Origin of the sequence: Burkholderia latens, from assembly GCF_001718795.1 — a bacterium.
GTDB lineage: Bacteria > Pseudomonadota > Gammaproteobacteria > Burkholderiales > Burkholderiaceae > Burkholderia > Burkholderia latens_A.
Genome location: NZ_CP013435.1, coordinates 1,632,324 through 1,649,992, shown reverse-complemented (window position 1 = coordinate 1,649,992; position 17,669 = coordinate 1,632,324). Strand labels below are relative to the sequence as shown.

At 65.6% G+C, this 17,669-nt stretch carries 21 protein-coding genes and 2 tRNA genes; 9 read left to right on the top strand and 14 right to left on the bottom strand.

The window, feature by feature from the left end; genetic code table 11:
• Window positions 1-59: 59 nt before the first annotated feature.
• A complete protein-coding gene (locus WK25_RS07780; protein WP_040144114.1) occupies window positions 60-524 on the top strand; it encodes a plasmid fertility inhibition factor family protein in 465 nt (154 codons plus the stop codon).
• A gap of 598 nt (window positions 525-1,122) precedes the next feature.
• Here the strand turns inward: WK25_RS07780 and WK25_RS07775 are convergent.
• The 8 genes from WK25_RS07775 to ssuD form a co-directional block, all read right to left on the bottom strand.
• Window positions 1,123-1,198 (bottom strand) — tRNA-His (locus tag WK25_RS07775).
• 59 nt (window positions 1,199-1,257) lie between these two features.
• Window positions 1,258-2,244, bottom strand: a complete 987-nt coding sequence (gene dusA / locus WK25_RS07770; RefSeq protein ID WP_069241358.1) for a tRNA dihydrouridine(20/20a) synthase DusA — start codon at window positions 2,242-2,244, stop codon at window positions 1,258-1,260.
• A gap of 126 nt (window positions 2,245-2,370) precedes the next feature.
• On the bottom strand, window positions 2,371-2,625 hold the full coding sequence (locus WK25_RS07765) for a hypothetical protein (RefSeq protein ID WP_069241357.1): 255 nt from the start codon (window positions 2,623-2,625) through the stop codon (window positions 2,371-2,373).
• Between the two features lie 55 nt (window positions 2,626-2,680).
• Window positions 2,681-2,878 carry a hypothetical protein gene (locus WK25_RS07760; protein ID WP_006758004.1) on the bottom strand — a complete coding sequence of 66 codons (198 nt, stop codon included), beginning with the start codon at window positions 2,876-2,878 and terminating at the stop codon, window positions 2,681-2,683.
• 138 nt (window positions 2,879-3,016) lie between these two features.
• Window positions 3,017-3,232 carry a TOBE domain-containing protein gene (locus WK25_RS07755; RefSeq protein WP_006400187.1) on the bottom strand — a complete coding sequence of 72 codons (216 nt, stop codon included), beginning with the start codon at window positions 3,230-3,232 and terminating at the stop codon, window positions 3,017-3,019.
• 56 nt (window positions 3,233-3,288) lie between these two features.
• Window positions 3,289-4,248, bottom strand: coding sequence for an ATP-binding cassette domain-containing protein (locus WK25_RS07750; protein WP_040144105.1), 960 nt, complete (start codon window positions 4,246-4,248; stop codon window positions 3,289-3,291).
• Window positions 4,245-5,054: an aliphatic sulfonate ABC transporter permease SsuC gene (gene ssuC, locus WK25_RS07745; RefSeq protein WP_040144104.1), complete on the bottom strand. Its 810-nt coding sequence runs from the start codon at window positions 5,052-5,054 to the stop codon at window positions 4,245-4,247. The genes WK25_RS07750 and ssuC overlap by 4 nt, the downstream gene beginning before the upstream one ends.
• Before the next feature lie 16 nt (window positions 5,055-5,070).
• Complete coding sequence (gene ssuD / locus WK25_RS07740) at window positions 5,071-6,228, bottom strand: FMNH2-dependent alkanesulfonate monooxygenase (protein ID WP_069241953.1); 1,158 nt, start codon at window positions 6,226-6,228, stop codon at window positions 5,071-5,073.
• 341 nt (window positions 6,229-6,569) lie between these two features.
• Between ssuD and WK25_RS07735 the strand changes: the two genes are divergently transcribed.
• Window positions 6,570-6,998 (top strand): hypothetical protein, encoded by a 429-nt coding sequence (locus WK25_RS07735; protein WP_040144938.1) that lies wholly within the window; start codon window positions 6,570-6,572, stop codon window positions 6,996-6,998.
• 126 nt (window positions 6,999-7,124) lie between these two features.
• Here WK25_RS07735 and WK25_RS07730 read toward each other — a convergent pair whose 3' ends face one another.
• The 3 genes from WK25_RS07730 to WK25_RS07720 are packed head-to-tail and all read right to left on the bottom strand — an operon-like array spanning window position 7,125 to window position 9,144.
• Window positions 7,125-8,273, bottom strand: a complete 1,149-nt coding sequence (locus tag WK25_RS07730; protein ID WP_040144103.1) for an enoyl-CoA hydratase/isomerase family protein — start codon at window positions 8,271-8,273, stop codon at window positions 7,125-7,127.
• A gap of 31 nt (window positions 8,274-8,304) precedes the next feature.
• A complete protein-coding gene (locus WK25_RS07725) occupies window positions 8,305-8,643 on the bottom strand; it encodes a DMT family transporter (RefSeq protein ID WP_040144102.1) in 339 nt (112 codons plus the stop codon).
• Window positions 8,644-8,646: 3 nt separating this feature from the next.
• Window positions 8,647-9,144, bottom strand: coding sequence for a heme-degrading domain-containing protein (locus WK25_RS07720; RefSeq protein ID WP_040144101.1), 498 nt, complete (start codon window positions 9,142-9,144; stop codon window positions 8,647-8,649).
• Window positions 9,145-9,355: 211 nt separating this feature from the next.
• Here WK25_RS07720 and WK25_RS07715 point away from each other — a divergent pair.
• The 7 genes from WK25_RS07715 (at window position 9,356) to WK25_RS07685 (ending at window position 14,727) form a co-directional block, all read left to right on the top strand.
• Window positions 9,356-9,432: transfer RNA gene (locus WK25_RS07715), tRNA-Met, on the top strand.
• Between the two features lie 173 nt (window positions 9,433-9,605).
• Window positions 9,606-10,151 carry an NUDIX hydrolase gene (locus WK25_RS07710; RefSeq protein ID WP_040144100.1) on the top strand — a complete coding sequence of 182 codons (546 nt, stop codon included), beginning with the start codon at window positions 9,606-9,608 and terminating at the stop codon, window positions 10,149-10,151.
• Between the two features lie 9 nt (window positions 10,152-10,160).
• Entirely contained in the window at window positions 10,161-10,925 is a 765-nt protein-coding gene (gene aat / locus WK25_RS07705; RefSeq protein WP_040144099.1) for a leucyl/phenylalanyl-tRNA--protein transferase, read from the top strand.
• A 33-nt stretch (window positions 10,926-10,958) separates the two neighbouring features.
• Window positions 10,959-11,789, top strand: a complete 831-nt coding sequence (locus tag WK25_RS07700) for an arginyltransferase (RefSeq protein ID WP_040144098.1) — start codon at window positions 10,959-10,961, stop codon at window positions 11,787-11,789.
• Between the two features lie 188 nt (window positions 11,790-11,977).
• Complete coding sequence (locus WK25_RS07695; protein WP_040144097.1) at window positions 11,978-13,015, top strand: quinone-dependent dihydroorotate dehydrogenase; 1,038 nt, start codon at window positions 11,978-11,980, stop codon at window positions 13,013-13,015.
• Between the two features lie 102 nt (window positions 13,016-13,117).
• Entirely contained in the window at window positions 13,118-13,912 is a 795-nt protein-coding gene (locus WK25_RS07690) for a cystine ABC transporter substrate-binding protein (RefSeq protein WP_040144096.1), read from the top strand.
• Window positions 13,913-14,034: 122 nt separating this feature from the next.
• A complete protein-coding gene (locus WK25_RS07685; RefSeq protein WP_069241356.1) occupies window positions 14,035-14,727 on the top strand; it encodes an amino acid ABC transporter permease in 693 nt (230 codons plus the stop codon).
• Window positions 14,728-14,788: 61 nt separating this feature from the next.
• Here WK25_RS07685 and WK25_RS07680 read toward each other — a convergent pair whose 3' ends face one another.
• The 3 genes from WK25_RS07680 to rpiA all read right to left on the bottom strand — a co-directional run bounded on the left by WK25_RS07680 (window position 14,789) and on the right by rpiA (window position 17,569).
• Window positions 14,789-15,775, bottom strand: a complete 987-nt coding sequence (locus WK25_RS07680) for a Gfo/Idh/MocA family protein (RefSeq protein ID WP_069241355.1) — start codon at window positions 15,773-15,775, stop codon at window positions 14,789-14,791.
• A gap of 101 nt (window positions 15,776-15,876) precedes the next feature.
• Window positions 15,877-16,593 (bottom strand): FadR/GntR family transcriptional regulator, encoded by a 717-nt coding sequence (locus tag WK25_RS07675; RefSeq protein ID WP_040144093.1) that lies wholly within the window; start codon window positions 16,591-16,593, stop codon window positions 15,877-15,879.
• Between the two features lie 283 nt (window positions 16,594-16,876).
• On the bottom strand, window positions 16,877-17,569 hold the full coding sequence (gene rpiA / locus WK25_RS07670) for a ribose-5-phosphate isomerase RpiA (RefSeq protein ID WP_040144092.1): 693 nt from the start codon (window positions 17,567-17,569) through the stop codon (window positions 16,877-16,879).
• Window positions 17,570-17,669 lie beyond the last annotated feature (100 nt).

The following is a 17,669-nucleotide window of genomic DNA, read 5'->3' as shown; positions in this document are numbered from 1 at the left end:
GAGCGCGGCGCCGCTGCTACACTCGCGCCGCAAAGACCGCTTCCCCACTCAAGGAAACAATGACACTCGTTCGGGCACAACATCACGGCGTCGATGTATGGATCGTGCAGCTTCCGGGACACGCCACCTATGCGTACACGCACCTGAAGCGGATATTCGCATCCGACGATTCGCGCCACCGCGTCGTGACCGTCGACCTGACGAAGCTGTTGGTTTGCGCCGACCGCGACACGACCGACTATGTGCTGCCGTCGGTCCAGTACTGGGCGCCCGGCAAAGCCGCCGGCATTCGCGACTTTCTCGACCCTGCCAAAGCGAGGATTCCGGACATGCCGTTCATCACGTTTCGCGAGACGAGAACGCGGACGCTGCTCGGCATCCCGGGCCTGTCGAAGGTCGGCGTCGCGTCGTTCCGCAACGGCCAGCATCGCGCGCGCTATCTCGCATATGCGGGGGCGACGAGTGTGCCGGTCGAAGTGCATGAAACGGAAGCGGATTTGCTCGTCAGGTATTGCGGGGAGTAACGGACACATCGCCTCGCTTTTTGTGGAATGTGCTGCGCCGCGCGTGACGTTCCAGTGGGCTCAGACGCACCGAGCATGAGGTTCGTAATTCATTTGCTGCGGTCCGCGGCGTGTCGCGCGCATTGCACGCGCGCGTTGTCGCGTGGCTGTCCTCTGATTCGTTCGCGGTGCGCGCCGACAAAAAATGTCCCGACGCGTTCCGGGTCGTCGGGACCGAACGAGCCTGCAAAACTGCGGGCACGAGGAAGTCACCACATTACCCAATGCACGCATGTTAAGCATCGGCTGCTGACGCCAAGCCTCTGGCCTATTCCGCCAAATTCTCGCGATGCGTGCCGCGAAACGGGGGCGCCGCTTTGTTGCGCCGACGCGCCAGCGGACGGGAGGCTGCCGCGCGGCGCGAGTGAATGACGACCATCGTCGCTTGGGCACAGTATCGAAACTGCGACGAGCGGCTCGTGCAATACGGATGGATTGATCGTGGGCGGAACGCCGCGGGAGTGACGGGGGGGTGACGCCGGTTGAAGCGATGTAATCGCTCCGAATTTTGCGCGCAAAACAAAACAGGCGCCGAAGCGCCTGTTTTGTTTCAGAATTTTGGGGTGGCTGATGGGACTCGAACCCACGACAACAGGAATCACAATCCTGGACTCTACCAACTGAGCTACAGCCACCACTGATACTGCTTTGTTTCTTCGCTGTTTCGTTTCGTGTTCAGCAGCGAAGAACAAGATTATACGAACACTTTTGAATCTTGCAAAGCATTTTTTTCAAAAATTTCTTCGGCGACGTTCAGATGCGTACGCGCCTCCTCGAACACGGCCAGATCGCCGCGTGCGAGCTTCTTGTTGTCGGACAGCACGCGACGCCAGCCGCGCGCACCGGCGACGCCGCGATACAGCCCGAGCGCATGCCGCACGATCGCGCCGAGATACGTGCCGCGCTTCAGTTCCGCCGCACAGTATTCGATCAGCTTCGCCTCGGCCTCCTCGCGCGTCGGCACCGCCGCGGTCGATCCATAAAAGCGCGCATCGACGCCCGCGAGCACGTACGGGTTGTGATAAGCCTCGCGACCGAGCATCACCCCGTCGACATGCTCGAGATGCTGCGCAACCTCGTCGAGCGTCTTGATCCCGCCATTGATCACGATCTCCAGCGACGGGAAATCCCGCTTCAGCCGGTACGCATAGTCGTACTTGAGCGGCGGGATCTCGCGATTCTCCTTCGGCGACAGCCCCTTCAGGATTGCATTGCGCGCATGCACGACGAACGTCTCGCAGCCGGCTTCCGCCACCTTGCCGACGAAGTCGCGCACGAACGCGTAGTCCTCCACCGCGTCGACGCCGATCCGGTGCTTGACCGTAACCGGCACCGACACCGCGTCGCGCATCGCCTTCACACAGTCGGCCACGAGCTGCGGCTCGTTCATCAGGCACGCACCGAACGCTCCACGCTGCACGCGCTCGGACGGGCAGCCGCAATTCAGGTTGATCTCGTCATAGCCCCACTGCTCGCCCAGCTTCGCGGCACGCGCGAGATCGTCCGGCTCGCTGCCGCCGAGCTGCAGCGCAACCGGCGATTCGCTCGGCGTGAACGCGAGATGCCGCTGCGCGTCGCCGAACAGCAGCGCGCCCGTCGTGATCATTTCCGTATACAGCCACGTGTCGCGCGTCAGCGTGCGATGAAACGACCTGCAATGACGGTCGGTCCAGTCGAGCATGGGCGCCACGGACACACGGCGAGGAGGAAGCGAAGACGAAGCGGACATGAAATTCGGCACGGAAAGCGGCGCGGGAAATAACCCGACATTTTACCGCAACGCCGCCGGACCGGCTGGGCGCCCGGACTAGACCGCTCCGCCACCGCCCAGTTCGGCGTCGACGGCCCGCCGCGCTTCGTCGAGGACGCGCTCGATCACGCGCCGTTCGGTCAGCAGCATCCCGTCGACCTTGACGCGCCGCCAGTCGATCCGCACGGCGTCGCCTTGCAGCACGCGGAAGTGTGCACGCTCACCGTCCCATACCTGCTCGGTCTTCACTTCGATCTCGTAGCCGCGGTACGGCTCGCTGAAGTCGCCGAGATCGCTGCCTCTCGGTTCCATCGTTCGCTCCGTCGCGACGCGGCACCGGGCCGCTTTGGCGGCCGGCGCCGTGCGCTCAATCGTATTCGTTGGACAAAACGGATTTGCCGTCGGCGGTCAGGTCGACGCGGTCCGCGGCCGCCTGGTAAATCAGCCCTTCGTTCAGCAACGCATAGACCACGTCGTCGAACGCAGCGGGAACCGCCCGGCTGTCGCCGAACTGGTCGATCCACTTCAGCGCCTCGATGGCTTCGGGAGAAAGGATGGGGGTCATGCGTTGGCCTCCGGCATCGGTGTCGCTCCATCCTAGCACTTCGTCCGGACGCCGAATACAGAGGCAAACGCGCGGCAAGGCCGCCGGCCGCCGCGCTCCGGTAGTCCGTACGCAGCCCGCCGGCGCCACACAACGGGATCAGAGGCGCGCGATCGACACCTCGGTGGACTTCACCAGCGCGACGACTTCCGCGCCGACCTTCAACTCCAGTTCGTCGACCGAACGCGTGGTGATCACCGACGTGACGATGCCGAACGGCGTCTCGACGTCGACCTCGGACACGACCGGCCCGCGAATGATCTCCTTAACCTTGCCTTTGAACTGGTTGCGCACGTTGATTGCAGTAATGCTCATCGGGTTGATCGCTCCGAAGAAAAAGTCCGAGAACGGGCGGCCGATGCCGCCCGGATTTAAACGGCCCAGCGGATCTGCCCGGCCGGTCGTACGTGATTGGTTTCAGAGGCGACAGGCTGTCCGGCACCGCCGGGCCCACCCGCGAGCACACGCTGCAGCACGCGATCCTCGAGCGCCGCGAATGCGGCCGACGCACGCGCACGCGGCCGGTCCAGCGGCACCGCTTGGTCGAGCGCGACACGTCCCTGCTCGATCAGCAGGATCCGGTCGCCGAGCGCGACGGCTTCCTGCACGTCGTGCGTGACGAGCAGCGCGGTGAACCGGTGTTCTCGCCACAACCGCTCGATCAGCGCATGCATCTCGATGCGGGTCAGCGCGTCGAGCGCACCGAGCGGCTCGTCGAGCAGCAGCAATTGCGGCCGATGTACGAGCGCGCGTGCGAGCGCGACGCGCTGCCGTTGGCCGCCGGACAGCTGCGCGGGCCAGTCGTTCGCACGCTCCAACAGCCCGACTTCGTCGAGTACCGCACGCGCCTGATCGCGTGCGCCGCGGCCAAGGCCGAGCATCACGTTCTGCAGCACGGTCTTCCACGGCAGCAGCCGCGCATCCTGGTACATGATCCGGGTGTCGAGCGCGCCGCCGCCGTCGCCGCGCGTCACGAGCGTGCCGCCGCTCGGTTCCTCGAGCCCCGCGACGAGACGCAACAGCGTGGATTTCCCGCAGCCGCTGCGCCCGACGATCGCGACGAAACTGCCGCGCGCGATGCCGAGCTCGACGTTGTCGAGCACGGTACGCGAACCGAAACGCTTGCTGACGCCCGACAACGTCACCGCGTCGTCCTGCGCCGGGCCGCCCGTGCGCCGCCGGGAGAGCGGCACGATCGATGCGCCACTGTCCCGGTCGACGATTGCCGCATTGCGTGCGTCGTCATCCGCCACGCGCGCCTGCGCCAGCTCCACGTCCAGGTCCGCGCCGGCGAGCGGGCCGTAGGCGGCCGCCGAAGTCGTCGCATTCATGCCTTCGCTCCTGATTGATAAGCGGGGTGCCAGCGCAGCGTCACGCGCTCGATCCATTTCGCGAGCACGTCGGCCAGCTTGCCGAGCACCGCGTACAGCAGGATCCCGACTACCACCACATCGGTTTGCAGGAATTCCCGCGCGTTCATCGTCATGTAGCCGATGCCCGACTGCGCGGAAATCGTTTCCGCGACGATCAGCATCACCCACATCAGCCCGAGCGCGAAGCGCACGCCGACGAGAATCGACGGCAATGCACCGGGAAGAATCACGTCGCGGTACAGCGCGAAGCCGCGCACGCCGTAGCTCTTTGCCATCTCGATCAGGTTTGCGTCGACCGATCGGATCCCGTGATACGTGTTGATGTAGACGGGGAAGAACACACCGAGCGCGACGAGGAACAGCTTCGCCTTCTCGTCGATCCCGAACCACAGGATCACGAGCGGAATCATCGCGAGCGCCGGAATGTTGCGGATCATCTGAATCGTCGAATCGAGCGCAACTTCCGCCGCTTTCGACAAGCCGGTCGCGAGCCCGAGCGCAAGGCCCACGCCGCCGCCGATCGCGAAGCCGAACAGCGCTCGCCAGGTGCTGACCTTCACGTTCGCCCACATCTCGCCCGAACTCACGAGCGACCACGCGGCCCGCACGACCGCAATCGGTTCGGGCAGCACGCGGGTCGACAGCCAGCCGACGCGCGCGCCGACTTCCCATGCAACCAGCAGCGCGAGCGGCACGAGCCATGGCGCGACGCCGCGCCATGCACGTGCGGCCACGGCGCCTGTCGTCGACGTTTTGGTAGTCATTGCAGGCCTCCTTCGTTCAACTCTGGGCCGCCTTCGGCAGGTAGTTGTTGCCGACGATCTCGCCGAACGGCCCCGACAGCGGACCGGAAGCCCGCTTTGCGTCCTTGCCCTTGATCAGCGGAAACACGAGTTCGGCGAAACGGTACGACTCTTCGAGATGCGGATAGCCGGACAGGATGAACGTCTCGATGCCGAGATCCGCGTATTCGCGCATGCGCGCCGCGACCTGCTCCGGATTGCCGACGAGCGCGGTGCCCGCGCCGCCGCGCACGAGCCCGACGCCGGCCCACAGGTTCGGATAGACCTCCAGCGCCTCGCGGCCGCCGCGCTTGCCGCCGTGCAGCGCAGCCATCCGGCGCTGGCCTTCGGAATCCATGTTCGCGAATGCCTTCTGCGCGCGGGCGATCGTGTCGTCGTCGAGTCGGCTGATGAGCCGCTCGGCGTCGCGCCATGCTTCATCCTCGGTCTCACGCACGATCACGTGCAGCCGGATGCCGAACTTGATCTTGCGCCCGCGCGCGTCGGCACGTGCGCGGATGTCGGCGATCTTCTTCGCGACAGCGTCGGGCGGTTCGCCCCAAGTCAGATATGTATCGATGTGATCGGCTGCGATCGCGTGCGCGGCCGGCGACGACCCGCCGAACCACAGCGGCGGGTGCGGCCGCTGCACGGGCGGATACAGCGCCTTGCCGCCCTTCGACTGAAGGTGCTTGCCGATGTAGTCGAACCCGCCGTTCTCGTGCGATGCGGACAGCAGCCCGCGCCAGATGTTCAGGAAGTCGTCGGTAATTTCGTAGCGCGTGTCGTGATCGGCGAACAGGCCGTCGCCTTCGAGCTCGGCCGCATCGCCGCCCGTCACGACGTTGATCAGCAGGCGGCCGCCGGACAGGCGGTCGAAGGTGGCGGCCATCCGCGCCGACAGCCCCGGCGACGCGATCCCGGGACGGATCGCGACGAGGAACTTCAGACGCTGCGTCGCCGGAATCAGGCTCGACGCGACGACCCACGCGTCCTCGCACGAACGCCCGGTCGGCAGCAGCACGCCCTCGTAGCCAAGCGTGTCGGCCGCGACGGCGATCTGCTTGAAATAGTCGTAGTCTGCGGCGCGCGCGCCTTCGGCGGTGCCGAGATAACGGCTGTCGCCATGCGTGGGGATAAACCAGAAAACATTCATCTGCTGCTCCTGCTTCACTGTCCTTGCCGGAATCGGGATAAAACGACGCCCTGCTCGCGTCGCGAGGGCGCGACGCATGCATGGTGTGCGTTCGAATCGGGATGGCTCGCCGGTCACGCCGTGCAGCGGGCGAGTACGCGATTGCACGGCTGTTTCTGGGAAATCAGTCTATGGATCGGTGCAGGGCTTTGGAACGATTTTTTTGAGCTTAGGTTTTCCGCTTTCGTGATTAGCACGACGCTGCAGCGAATATCGTGTCGGCCGGGCCCTATAATGGCGCACCTATCCGAATAACTTCGCGCGGACAGCCCCGGCCGACCGCGCCTGCAATGCACTCATCGATGCAGAAAGTCATCCTGCCGTTTCTGTCCGGCTTCCTGGCCGCCCTCTTCTTCCGCGAAGCGACGCTCGCACTGCTGCACACGGCCGACTTGATCGCGGCAGCCGGGTTTTCCACGCAACCGTTCGCGCCGCTCGGCATTCCTGAATTCGTCGCGAACGCGCTGATCAGCGCATGCTGCGCGATCCCGATGGCGTGGCTGCTGCGCGTGTCGCCGGAACGGGAAGCTCCGTGGATCGGCGCGCTGGTATTCGGCGGGATCGTACTCACCGCCGCGCGCGTGTTCGCGATCGATCCGCTGCGCGGGATCTGGCCGTCCGGCAACATGATGCCGGTGCTCGCGACCGGTTTCGCCGCGAATGCGGTGTGGGGATTCGGCGCGCTCGTGTTCATGCGCGCGTTCATGTCCGACGAGGCCGGCGACGAATGAAGCACACGGCGGCGCCGCGCGCTGCGCGCCGCCCGACCGAACGGCATCCGCCTGCGAAAAGGCCGCCTGCACGAGCATGCAGGCGGCCTTTTTTGTGTGCCGTGTCGATTCGGCCACGCGCCGGCGTCAGTCCTTCAGATTCCGCAGCGGATGCGTATCGGGCGTCCACGGGCTGTCGAACATCGCGAGCACGTCCGTACGGTCGACGTCCGCGGTCGACTTGAAGCGCCACGCCGGTTGATGATCCTTGTCGACGATCAGCGCGCGCACGCCCTCGATCACGTCGCCGCGCGCGAACGTCGAGCGCGTGAGATCGAGATCGCGCCGCAGGCACTCGGCCATCGTCGCGCCCCGGGCCCGCTCGACGAGTTCGAGCGATACGGCCATCGACAGCGGCGACAATTGCGTGCGCATCGCATGCGTCGCCTTCTCGACCCATCCGTCGACGGCCGCGCAGTCCTGCTCGGCGTCGAGCGACGCGAGAATCGCGCCGATATCGGGCCGCGCAAAGTGCCGGTCGATGCCGGAGCGCGCATCGGCCAGCGCCGACGTATCAGGCGTCGGCACGACTTTGTGCGCGGCAGCCGCGTCGGCCACGCAGGCAACGGCCTGCGCACCGCTGTCGATGCGCGCGGTACGCAGCGTGTCGAGCAGCGCCGGCAACGCGGCATCGGGCACGTAGACGTCGGCGAGCTGCGCATACAGCGCGCCGGCCGCATCGAGCGTCGCGCCGGTCACGGCCAGATAGCGGCCGAGCGCGCCGGGCGTGCGCGCGAGGAACCAGCTCATCCCGACGTCCGGGAACAGGCCGATGCGCGTTTCGGGCATCGCCATCTTCGTCGAGTCGGTGACGACGCGCAGCCCGCCCGTATGCCGGGCCGCCTGCGAAATGCCCATGCCGCCGCCCATCACGACGCCGTGCATCAGCGCGATGTACGGTTTCGGATAGGTGAAGATCGTATGGTTGAGCGTGTATTCGTCGATGAAGAACGTGTCGACTGCGGCGCGGTCGCCCCGTCGCCACGCGTCGTGGAAGAAGCGCACGTCGCCGCCCGCGCAGAACGCGCGCGGATGCGGGCTGTGCACAACGACGGCAACAACTTCGGCGTCATCGCGCCACGCGTCGAGCGCCTGCTGCATCAGGCGTATCATTTCAACCGACAGCGCATTCAGCGCCTTCGGCCGGTTCAGTTCGAGATAGCCGATACGGTTCGCGACGTACGCGCGCACGTCGGGCTGGGCGGATTCCGCGGAAGCGGGAGTGGAATCGGTCATGTGAGCCATCCGGCGTAGTGAAAGCGCACGCTCAGTGCGCCTGCATCTTCGAGAACAGGTTCAGCACCACGACGCCCGCGACGATCAGTCCGAGACCGATCACCGCCGGCAGATCCGGCACCTGACGATAGAGCAGCATCGCAACGAGCGTGATCAGCACGATACCGGCGCCCGACCAAACCGCGTAAATGATGCCGACGGGCATCGTGCGCAGCGTGAGCGACAGGCAGTAGAACGCGGTGCCGTAGCCGGCCACGACGAGCACGGACGGCCACAAGCGCGTGAAACCGTCTGCCGCGCGCAGCGCAGACGTGCCGATCACTTCCGCGACAATTGCGATCGCGAGCCATGCATAACCTGGAAGCTGCATCGTTCAGCTCCTCGCGAGCGCCAGCACGGCGTAGTCCTGGCCGAGTTCGGCGCACAGCGCTTCGACGACGAACTCGTGATCCGCGCGCTGCGGCAGCCCAGATGCGGTGATCGAGCCGATCACGCCGGCGCCGGCGACGGTCAGCGGAAAAGAACCGCCGTGCGCGGAATACTCGGAAATCGGCAACCCGTGCTTGTCCGCGAGCGTCGCGCCGGCCTGCTGCATGCGCAGCCCGATCGCATACGAGCTGCGGCGGAAATGCGCGACGACGTTGCGCTTGCGGCGCACCCAGTCGGCGTTGTCGGGGGTCGCGCCGGCGAGCGCCGCATAAAACAGCGGTTGCCCGAACGTGACGATGTCGATTGCGATCGCATGCCCGCGCGACGTGGCGAGCGCATGCATCCGATTGCCGAGCGCCCACGCACGTGCCGGGTCGAAATGGGAAAACACGAGCGCCTGTTCCTGCGCGCCGATCGATTGCAGATCGTGAGCGATGTCCATGAATCAGTCGATGCAGTAGTGAGGGTGACAACGACGCCGGCGCAATGACGCGCGGCCCGCTGCAGGAATGAACGACAAGCAAACCGCTCGATTCTAGCGCACGCGCCCGCCGTACCGGCCCTACAAGGACACCGCTGTCGATCGCAGCACGATTGTCAGAAAGTGCTTGCACGCATTCGCGTTACTCCCTATAATTCAATTCTTCGACGGACGCGGGGTGGAGCAGTCTGGCAGCTCGTCGGGCTCATAACCCGAAGGTCGTAGGTTCAAATCCTACCCCCGCAACCAACGTCCCGATTCGATGCAAAAAGCCCGGCTCCATGCCGGGCTTTTTGTTTTTCCACGCACGGCGGCGCACGTCGCATCGTGGGCTTCGCAGCCTGCGTCACGCACGCGCGCTCGCGTTCGAGAATGCCCCGCCCCGGTGATACACTCGCATCACCTCGTCCCTTCCACTCGACATGAAATTCTGCTCCGTCTGCGGTCACGAAGTCATCGCGCGCATTCCTCCGGGCGACAACCGCGAGCGCTTCATTTGCGATCACTGCGGCACGATCCATTACCAGAATCCGCGCAACGTGGTGGGCACGGTGCCGGTCTGGGGCGATCAGGTGCTGCTGTGCCGCCGCGCGATCGAACCGCGCTACGGGTTCTGGACGCTGCCGGCGGGTTTCATGGAAATGGGCGAAACGACGGCCGAGGCCGCAGCACGGGAAACGCTCGAGGAAGCCGGCGCACGCGTCGAAGTGCAGAACCTGTTCACGTTGCTGAACGTGCCGCACGTGCACCAGGTCCACCTGTTCTACCTGGCGCGTCTGGTCGATCCTGCGTACGAGGCGGGCGAGGAAAGCCTCGAAGTCAAGCTGTTCGACGAAGCCGACATCCCGTGGGACGAAATCGCGTTCCCGACCGTCAGCCAGACGCTGCGCTTCTTCTTCGCCGATCGCGCCGCCGGCGACTACGGCGTCCATACCGGCGATATCTTCCGCTCGCTGCGCAACGGCTGAGCCGCACCCATGGTTCCCTGGCTCGGCCCGGACGATCCGTTCCCGCCCATCGAGCGCGCGCTCGGCGCCGCGACCGGCGCGCCGGGGCTGCTGGCCGCGAGCGCCGACCTGCTGCCGTCACGGCTGATCGACGCGTATCTGCGCGGCATCTTTCCTTGGTATTCCGACGGCCAGCCCGTGCTGTGGTGGAGCCCCGATCCGCGGATGATCCTGGTGCCGGCCGAATTCAAGGTGGCCCCGTCGCTGCGCAAGACGCTCAAGCGCGTGCTGCGCAATCCCGCGTGGGAGGTGCGCGTCGACCACGATTTTCCGGGCGTGATGCGTGCGTGCGCTCAGGCGCCGCGGCGCGGGCAACGCGGCACGTGGATCACGGCCGAGATCATCGACGCCTATACGTCGCTCTATCGTTCCGGCAACGCCCACAGCATCGAGACGTGGCATGACGGGCGCCGCGTCGGCGGTTTGTACGGCGTCGCGTTCGGACGGATGTTCTTCGGCGAATCGATGTATGCCGACGTCACCGACGCGTCGAAGATCGCGCTCGCGACCCTCGTCGCCCACCTTCGCGAGCACGGACTGGAAATGATAGACTGCCAGCAGAATACGTCGCATCTAGCGTCGCTCGGTGGCCGCGAGATCGCACGCAAAGCCTTTGTCGCTCACGTGCGCCGCGCGGTAACCGAACCGCCGATTCCGTGGCAGTTTGACAAGCGCGTGCTCGCCGCGCTGACAGGCCCCGCCGAACCGGCGACTCCCTCCGGGAACGAGCGCTAGCGCGGCACTCCTTCCCTGCATCGAGAGCTGCCCATGACTCACCCGACTGAGCTGCCGCTTTCACCGCTTTCGGCGCTGCAATTCTATGCAACGGCGCCCTATCCGTGCAGCTATCTGGACGGCCGCATCGCGCGCTCGCAAGTCGCGACGCCGAGCCACCTGATCAATTCCGACATCTATACCGAGCTCGTGAAGGCCGGCTTCCGGCGCTCGGGCGTGTTCACTTATCGCCCGTACTGCGACGGCTGCCGCGCGTGCGTGCCCGTGCGCGTGCCCGTCGGCGCATTCAAGCCGTCGCGCACGCAGCGCCGGATGTGGAAGCGCCACCGCGCGCTCGTCGCGACGGTCTCGCCGCTGCACTACGACGAGGAGCATTACGCACTGTACATGCGCTACCAGTCCGCGCGCCACGCGGGCGGCGGGATGGACCGCGACAGTCGCGACCAGTACGAGCAGTTCCTGCTGCAGAGCCGGATCAATTCGCGACTCGTCGAATTCCGCGACCTCGACGCGCCGGCAGGCGAGCCGGGCAAGCTGCGCATGGTCAGCATGATCGACATCCTCGGCGACGGTCTGTCGTCGGTCTATACGTTCTTCGAGCCGGACGACCAGCACACGAGCTACGGCACATACAACATCCTGTGGCAGATCGAGCAGGCGAAGAGCCTCGGCCTGCCGTACGTGTATCTCGGCTACTGGATCCGCGAGAGCCCGAAAATGGCGTACAAGGCGAACTTCCATCCGCTCGAAGGGCTGCTCGACGGGCGCTGGAAAATACTCGATCCGGATCGCATCGACCTGCCGCCGGTCGATGCCGCACTCGCGCGCGCGCCGCTGCCGGGCGGGCATTCCGGGTCCGGTTGACGCGCACGCCACGGGTGCGACCGCACGGCGACAACGTGCCGTCGCCACCGCCCGCGAACCCGCCAGTGCACGGCGCGGCGCAGTACGGCGCACGGTGCAGCCGCGCTACGAACCGAACCGCGCCTTTGCCGTGCAACTCCCGGTAAAATAGCGGGTTGTCATTCATTCCGGCTGTCCGCCCAATTCCCGTGTTCAGTTCCCTCTATCCGCTGGCCCGCGCATCCCTGTTCAAGATGGATGCGGAAGACGCTCACCACCTCACGCTGCGCGCGCTCGGCGCGGCCGGCCGCACCGGCCTCGCCTGTGCGCTGTCGGCCCGCGTGCCCGACGCGCCGCGCACCGTGATGGGGCTCACGTTCCGCAATCCGGTCGGCCTTGCCGCCGGTCTCGACAAGGACGGCGCCGCGATCGACGGCCTCGCGGCGCTCGGCTTCGGCTTCATCGAGGTCGGCACGGTCACGCCGCGCGCGCAGCCGGGCAACCCGCGCCCGCGGATGTTCCGCCTGCCGCAGGCCGACGCACTGATCAACCGGATGGGCTTCAACAACCACGGCGTAGACCAGTTCGTGAAGAACGTGCAGGCAGCCCGCTATCGCGGCATCCTCGGCCTGAACATCGGCAAGAACGCCGACACGCCGATCGAGCGCGCCGCGGAGGATTACCTCTACTGCCTTGAGCGCGTGTACCCGTTCGCGAGCTACGTGACGATCAATATTTCGTCGCCGAACACGAAAAATCTGCGGCAGCTGCAGGGCGCGGGCGAACTCGACGCACTCCTTGCCGCGCTGAAGGACAAGCAGCAGCGCCTCGCCGACCTGCACGGCAAGCTCGTGCCGCTCGCGCTGAAGATCGCGCCGGATCTCGACGACGAACAGGTGAAGGAGATCGGCGACACGCTGCTGCGCCACAAGATCGAAGCGGTCATCGCCACCAACACGACGCTGTCGCGAGCGGCCGTGCAGGGGCTGCCCCATGCGGACGAAGCCGGCGGCCTGTCCGGCCGCCCGGTGTTCGACGCGTCGAACGAAGTGATCCGCAAGCTGCACGCGGAAGTGGGCAGCGCGGTGCCGATCATCGGCGTCGGCGGGATTTTCTCGGGCGAGGACGCGCGCGCGAAGCTCGCGGCCGGCGCATCGCTCGTCCAGCTGTACACGGGCTTCATCTATCGCGGGCCGGCACTCGTCGCCGAATGCGTGAAGGCCATCGCACGCGATCGCGCCGCGTAATATAGTCATAAACAAACGATATTTAGTGGTCGATTGCGATTTTGCTATGATCGGCGCCACATTCAGAATCAAGCGCGCCACTCGCGCAAGGAAATCCACACGATGAAAATCTCGCTGCTGAAGAAGTTGCTCGTCGCCGGCCTGATCGGCACGTCGTTCGCCGCCGCCACTGCGCATGCGGCCGACCTGCTCGACCAGGTGAAGCAACGCGGCACGCTGCGCATCGGCCTCGAAGGCACGTTCCCGCCGTTCAACTCGAAGAATCCGCAAGGCGAACTGGTGGGCTTCGACGTCGACATCGCCAAGGCTGTCGCCGCGAAGCTCGGTGTGAAGCCCGAATTCGTCACGACCGAATGGAGCGGGATCATCGCCGGGCTGCAGGCTGGCAAGTTCGACGTGATCGTCAACCAGGTCGGCATCACCGACAAGCGCAAGGAAACGCTCGACTTCTCGCCGGCGTACACGTACTCGTCGGCGCAGCTGATCCAGCGCAAGGACGACACGCGCGAGTTCAAGTCGCTGGAAGACCTGAAAGGCAAGAAGCTTGGCGTCGCGCTCGGCACGAACTACATGGACATGGCGAAGTCGGTGCCCGGCATCGACGTAAAGACGTACCCCGGCGCGCCCGAATACCTGCGCGACCTCGCGGCCGGCCGTCTCGACGCAGCGCTGAACGACCGCCTGATGCTCGCGTACCTGACGAAGAACTCGCAGCTGCCGCTGCGTCCGGGCGCGAATGTCGGCTCGGCGAATCCGTCGGGCATCCCGTTCAAGAAGGGCAATCCGAAGTTCCAGAAGGCAATCGACGACGCGATGACGCAACTCGAGGCCGACGGCACGTTCACGAAGATTTCGGACAAGTGGTTCGGTATCGACGTGACGAAGCCGATCAAGTAAGCACCCCTCTGTTTCCCGCCCGACGGCGGGCCGGAAAGGGCGGCATCTGCAACGATGCCGCCCTTTGTTTTATCGGTCCGGTTTATGATTGCGCTTTCGCGCACGCATTCGATCCGTATTCCATGTCGACAACGTCCCTGCTCGTCCAATCGCTGCCGGTGCTCGCCCAGGGTGCCGTACTGACCGTCAAGTTCGCCGTGCTGTCGATGGTGTTCGGCCTGCTCGGCGCCGTCGTGCTCGCGATGATGGGCATCCGGCAAGGCGAGACGCTCGAGGGTTTCGAACGCATCTGGGTCAGCGCGCTCGCGTGGCTCGCGCGCGCGTACGTGAGCCTGATGCGCGGCACGCCGCTGCTCGTGCAGATCTTCGTCATCTATTACGGGCTGCCGAGCCTCGGCATCTCGCTCGATCCGACGCCGGCCGGCGTGATCGCGCTGTCGGCGAACGTCGCCGCATACATGTCCGAAAGCATGCGCGGCGCGATCAACGGGATCGCGCGCGGCCAATGGCTGGCCGCCTACAGCCTCGGGCTGTCGTGGTCGCAGACGCTGCGCTACGTGATCGGCCCGCAGGCATTGCGCATCGCGGTGCCGAGCCTGTCGAACAGCCTGATCAGCCTGATCAAGGACGCGTCGCTCGTCTCGGTGATCACCGTGACCGAGCTGCTGCGCAGCGCGCAGGAAGTGATCGCGGCGACCTACCAGCCGCTGCCGCTGTACCTTGCCGCCGCGGCCATTTACTGGGTGCTGTGCCAGATCCTCGAATGGATCCAGCGCTGGTACGAAAAGCGCCTGTCGCTGCCGGCGCGTCATTGAGCACGCGGTTGCATCCGTGGCCGGGCCGCGGCGCGCCCGGCCGCCGCCTTCGTTTCCGCGCTTACTCTCCCGAGTAACGTACGCCGAGCGCCGCGCGCGCCGCATCGGTCATCGCGATCATCCGTCGTGAATGATCGTGCGTCATGATCGGACTCTCGAGTTCGCCCGCGCGCAGCAGGTCGCAGAAATGCGCGATCTCGTAGTTGAGGCCGCCGCCTTCGGCCGGCACATCGAATTCGACGGTGCGCCCGTCCGCATAGCGGATCGTCGCGCGTGCCGGGTTCCACCACTTCTCGTGAATCGTCACGTGACCGCCCGCTGCGGCGATCAGCGCGTCGCCGCGTCCCATCACGTCAAGCCCGCAAAAGAGCTGTGCGATGCCGCCATTCGCGTGACGGCTGTTCAGGCTGGCGAATACGTCGACACCCGTCGCGCCGACACGACCGAGCGTCTGCACGTCGAGCGCGGCGCCGAGCCAGTCGACCGCGAGAAACGCTTCGTAGATCCCGATGTCCAGCAGCGCGCCGCCGGCGCGGTCGAGCCGATACACCGAATGGTCGTCGGGCACCGACGATGACGCACAACCCGCGCGCACGAGCCGGATCTCGCCGATCGGATCGTCATCGAGACGCGCGCGCAGTTGACGGTACAGCGGAAAGAACGGCGGCTTCATCGCCTCCATGAACAGCCGGCCGGACGCGCGCGCCGCGTTCAGCACCGCGTCGAGTTGCGTCGCGTTGAGCGTCGCGGGTTTTTCGCACAGCACGGCCTTGCCGGCGGCCAGCGCGGCCTGCGCGTAGTGCGCATGACTGTCGTGGAGCGTCGCAATATAGACTGCGTCGATATCGGTCGCGAGCAGTGCGTCGAGCGTCGCGGCGGGCGTGCCGCCGCACGCGGCGCAGAATGCGGTGGCCGCGTCCGCGCGGCGTGCCCACACGCCGGCCAGCACGGCACCCGGCACGTGCGCGAGGCTCTGCGCGAAACGCCGTGCGATGCTGCCTGCGCCGACGATGCCGAAGCGCACCGGGCGGTTGTCGAAGTCGTTCATCCGGATCTTCCGTGTCGGTCGTATGGCGGTGGCCGGCACGCTGCCGGCCGGCCGTCATGATAAACGGCTCGCCGGCTTGTGAATCAACGACGCATTCGGATTCAGGCGCGCACGGGTACGTCGACGGAGAAATCGCGCGAGATCTCGTCCGCACTGAAATCGATCAGCGCGAGCGACGCCGCTTCGGCCTCGCGCGGATCGCGCCGCTCGATCGCGTCGACGACGCGCGCGTGTGCATTGACGGCGGTTTCGTGCGCGCCTTCCTTCTGCACGACGCGCGGATTCACGAGCCGGACCGCACCGCGCACGATCGCCGCCATCTGCTGGAAAAACTGGTTGCCGCTCGCCTGCACGATACGCGTGTGCAACAGTTCGTCGGCCGTGTCGTAGCCGGGGTCGCCCGGTTGCAACACCTTGAACGCATCGAACGCCTCGCGAATACCGGCGATGTCGACGGCCGTCGCACGAACCGCCGCCTGCGCGGTCGCACGCGGTTCGATCAGCATCCGGAATTCGATGACGTCGCGCATGAATTGCGGATCGGGTTTCGCACGAAACCGCCAGCTCACGACGTCCTCATCGATCATGCGCCAGTCGCGCATCGGCCGAACGCGCGTCCCGACTTTCGGACGCACGTCGAGCATGTCGCGCGCAAGCAACATCGACAATGCTTCACGCATCACGGTGCGGCTCACGTCGAACTCTTTCGACAGCACGTCCTGCGGCGGCAGAATGCCGCCGTACTTGTCCTCGACGATACCCGTAACAAGCCCATCCATCACTTTGGCGACCAGTGACCGGTCTTTGCCCTGCTCCATGACACCTCCCCGTGCGTCGATTTGCGAACAACTGCTCCGCAGTTCCGCCGGCCCTGGTTACGACTGTTCTTATGATCTATAAGTTGATGAGTTCGGGGATATTTCGCTATCTGGTAAACACCTGACAGGGTTATCCCTCTTTTAAACGGGGTGATTTATACGACTTCAAAAAAAGCCCGGGAAGCGCGCTGCGCTTGCCGGGCCGGGATTTCGACAAAATTTAAACATGCAGTCCATTACGGCATCCTGACGCCATTACGGACTGCTTCTCATTCAGTTTTGATTAACCGGGATAAACGATCGTCTCGACGCCGTTTGCGGTGCCGAGCAGGCACAGATTCGCGCCGCGCTCGGCGAACAGGCCAACCGTCACGACGCCCGGCCACGCATTCACCTGCGCCTCGAAACCGCGCGGATCGGTAATCTGCAGCCCCTTCACGTCGATGATCTCGTTGCCGTTGTCGGTGATGTAGGGCGCGCCGTCCTTCGTCACGCGAAGCACCGGCACGCCGCCGAGCGCCGCCACGCGTCGACCGATCGCTGTACGCGCCATCGGGACGACCTCGATCGGCAACGGGAACGCGCCGAGCACGGGCACGCGCTTGCTGCCGTCCGCGATGCAGACGAACGTGTCGGCCACCGACGCGACGATCTTCTCGCGCGTCAACGCACCGCCGCCGCCCTTGATCATCGCGCCGCTCGCGTCGATCTCGTCCGCGCCGTCGACATACACCTGCAGCGAGTCGACCTCGTTCAGATCGAACACCTTGATGCCGTGCGATTTCAGGCGCTCGGTTGTCGCGACCGAGCTCGACACTGCGCCGCGATAGCGCGACTTGACGGCGGCGAGCGCGTCGATGAAGCAGTTGGCGGTCGAGCCTGTGCCGACGCCGATTACCGCGCCTTCCGGCACGTTCTGGATCACATAATCGGCGGCCGCCTGGCCGACCAGGCGTTTGAGTTCGTCTTGAGTCATGAGAGGTGGGAATACAGCAGGATTGCGGAAAACCGCCAGTTTACCGGACTCCGAAGACGGCCCGGGCTTTTTAGGCGGCGCTGCCGGCAGCGATCGCCGC

Excerpts from the sequence above, each read along its gene's own strand:
- WK25_RS07720 (WP_040144101.1), bottom strand. The coding sequence starts at position 9,144 with ATGGACATCGCTCACGATCTGCAATCGATCGGCGCGCAGGAACAGGCG.
- WK25_RS07690 (WP_040144096.1), top strand. The coding sequence starts at position 13,118 with ATGAAAATCTCGCTGCTGAAGAAGTTGCTCGTCGCCGGCCTGATCGGC.
- WK25_RS07700 (WP_040144098.1), top strand. The coding sequence starts at position 10,959 with ATGACTCACCCGACTGAGCTGCCGCTTTCACCGCTTTCGGCGCTGCAA.
- WK25_RS07765 (WP_069241357.1), bottom strand. The coding sequence starts at position 2,625 with ATGGAACCGAGAGGCAGCGATCTCGGCGACTTCAGCGAGCCGTACCGC.
- rpiA (WP_040144092.1), bottom strand. The coding sequence starts at position 17,569 with ATGACTCAAGACGAACTCAAACGCCTGGTCGGCCAGGCGGCCGCCGAT.
- WK25_RS07735 (WP_040144938.1), top strand. The coding sequence starts at position 6,570 with ATGCAGAAAGTCATCCTGCCGTTTCTGTCCGGCTTCCTGGCCGCCCTC.
- ssuD (WP_069241953.1), bottom strand. The coding sequence starts at position 6,228 with ATGAATGTTTTCTGGTTTATCCCCACGCATGGCGACAGCCGTTATCTC.
- dusA (WP_069241358.1), bottom strand. The coding sequence starts at position 2,244 with ATGCTCGACTGGACCGACCGTCATTGCAGGTCGTTTCATCGCACGCTG.
- WK25_RS07750 (WP_040144105.1), bottom strand. The coding sequence starts at position 4,248 with ATGAATGCGACGACTTCGGCGGCCGCCTACGGCCCGCTCGCCGGCGCG.
- WK25_RS07680 (WP_069241355.1), bottom strand. The coding sequence starts at position 15,775 with ATGAACGACTTCGACAACCGCCCGGTGCGCTTCGGCATCGTCGGCGCA.
- WK25_RS07780 (WP_040144114.1), top strand. The coding sequence starts at position 60 with ATGACACTCGTTCGGGCACAACATCACGGCGTCGATGTATGGATCGTG.
- WK25_RS07710 (WP_040144100.1), top strand. The coding sequence starts at position 9,606 with ATGAAATTCTGCTCCGTCTGCGGTCACGAAGTCATCGCGCGCATTCCT.
- ssuC (WP_040144104.1), bottom strand. The coding sequence starts at position 5,054 with ATGACTACCAAAACGTCGACGACAGGCGCCGTGGCCGCACGTGCATGG.
- aat (WP_040144099.1), top strand. The coding sequence starts at position 10,161 with ATGGTTCCCTGGCTCGGCCCGGACGATCCGTTCCCGCCCATCGAGCGC.
- WK25_RS07760 (WP_006758004.1), bottom strand. The coding sequence starts at position 2,878 with ATGACCCCCATCCTTTCTCCCGAAGCCATCGAGGCGCTGAAGTGGATC.
- WK25_RS07730 (WP_040144103.1), bottom strand. The coding sequence starts at position 8,273 with ATGACCGATTCCACTCCCGCTTCCGCGGAATCCGCCCAGCCCGACGTG.
- WK25_RS07675 (WP_040144093.1), bottom strand. The coding sequence starts at position 16,593 with ATGGAGCAGGGCAAAGACCGGTCACTGGTCGCCAAAGTGATGGATGGG.
- WK25_RS07755 (WP_006400187.1), bottom strand. The coding sequence starts at position 3,232 with ATGAGCATTACTGCAATCAACGTGCGCAACCAGTTCAAAGGCAAGGTT.
- WK25_RS07685 (WP_069241356.1), top strand. The coding sequence starts at position 14,035 with ATGTCGACAACGTCCCTGCTCGTCCAATCGCTGCCGGTGCTCGCCCAG.
- WK25_RS07725 (WP_040144102.1), bottom strand. The coding sequence starts at position 8,643 with ATGCAGCTTCCAGGTTATGCATGGCTCGCGATCGCAATTGTCGCGGAA.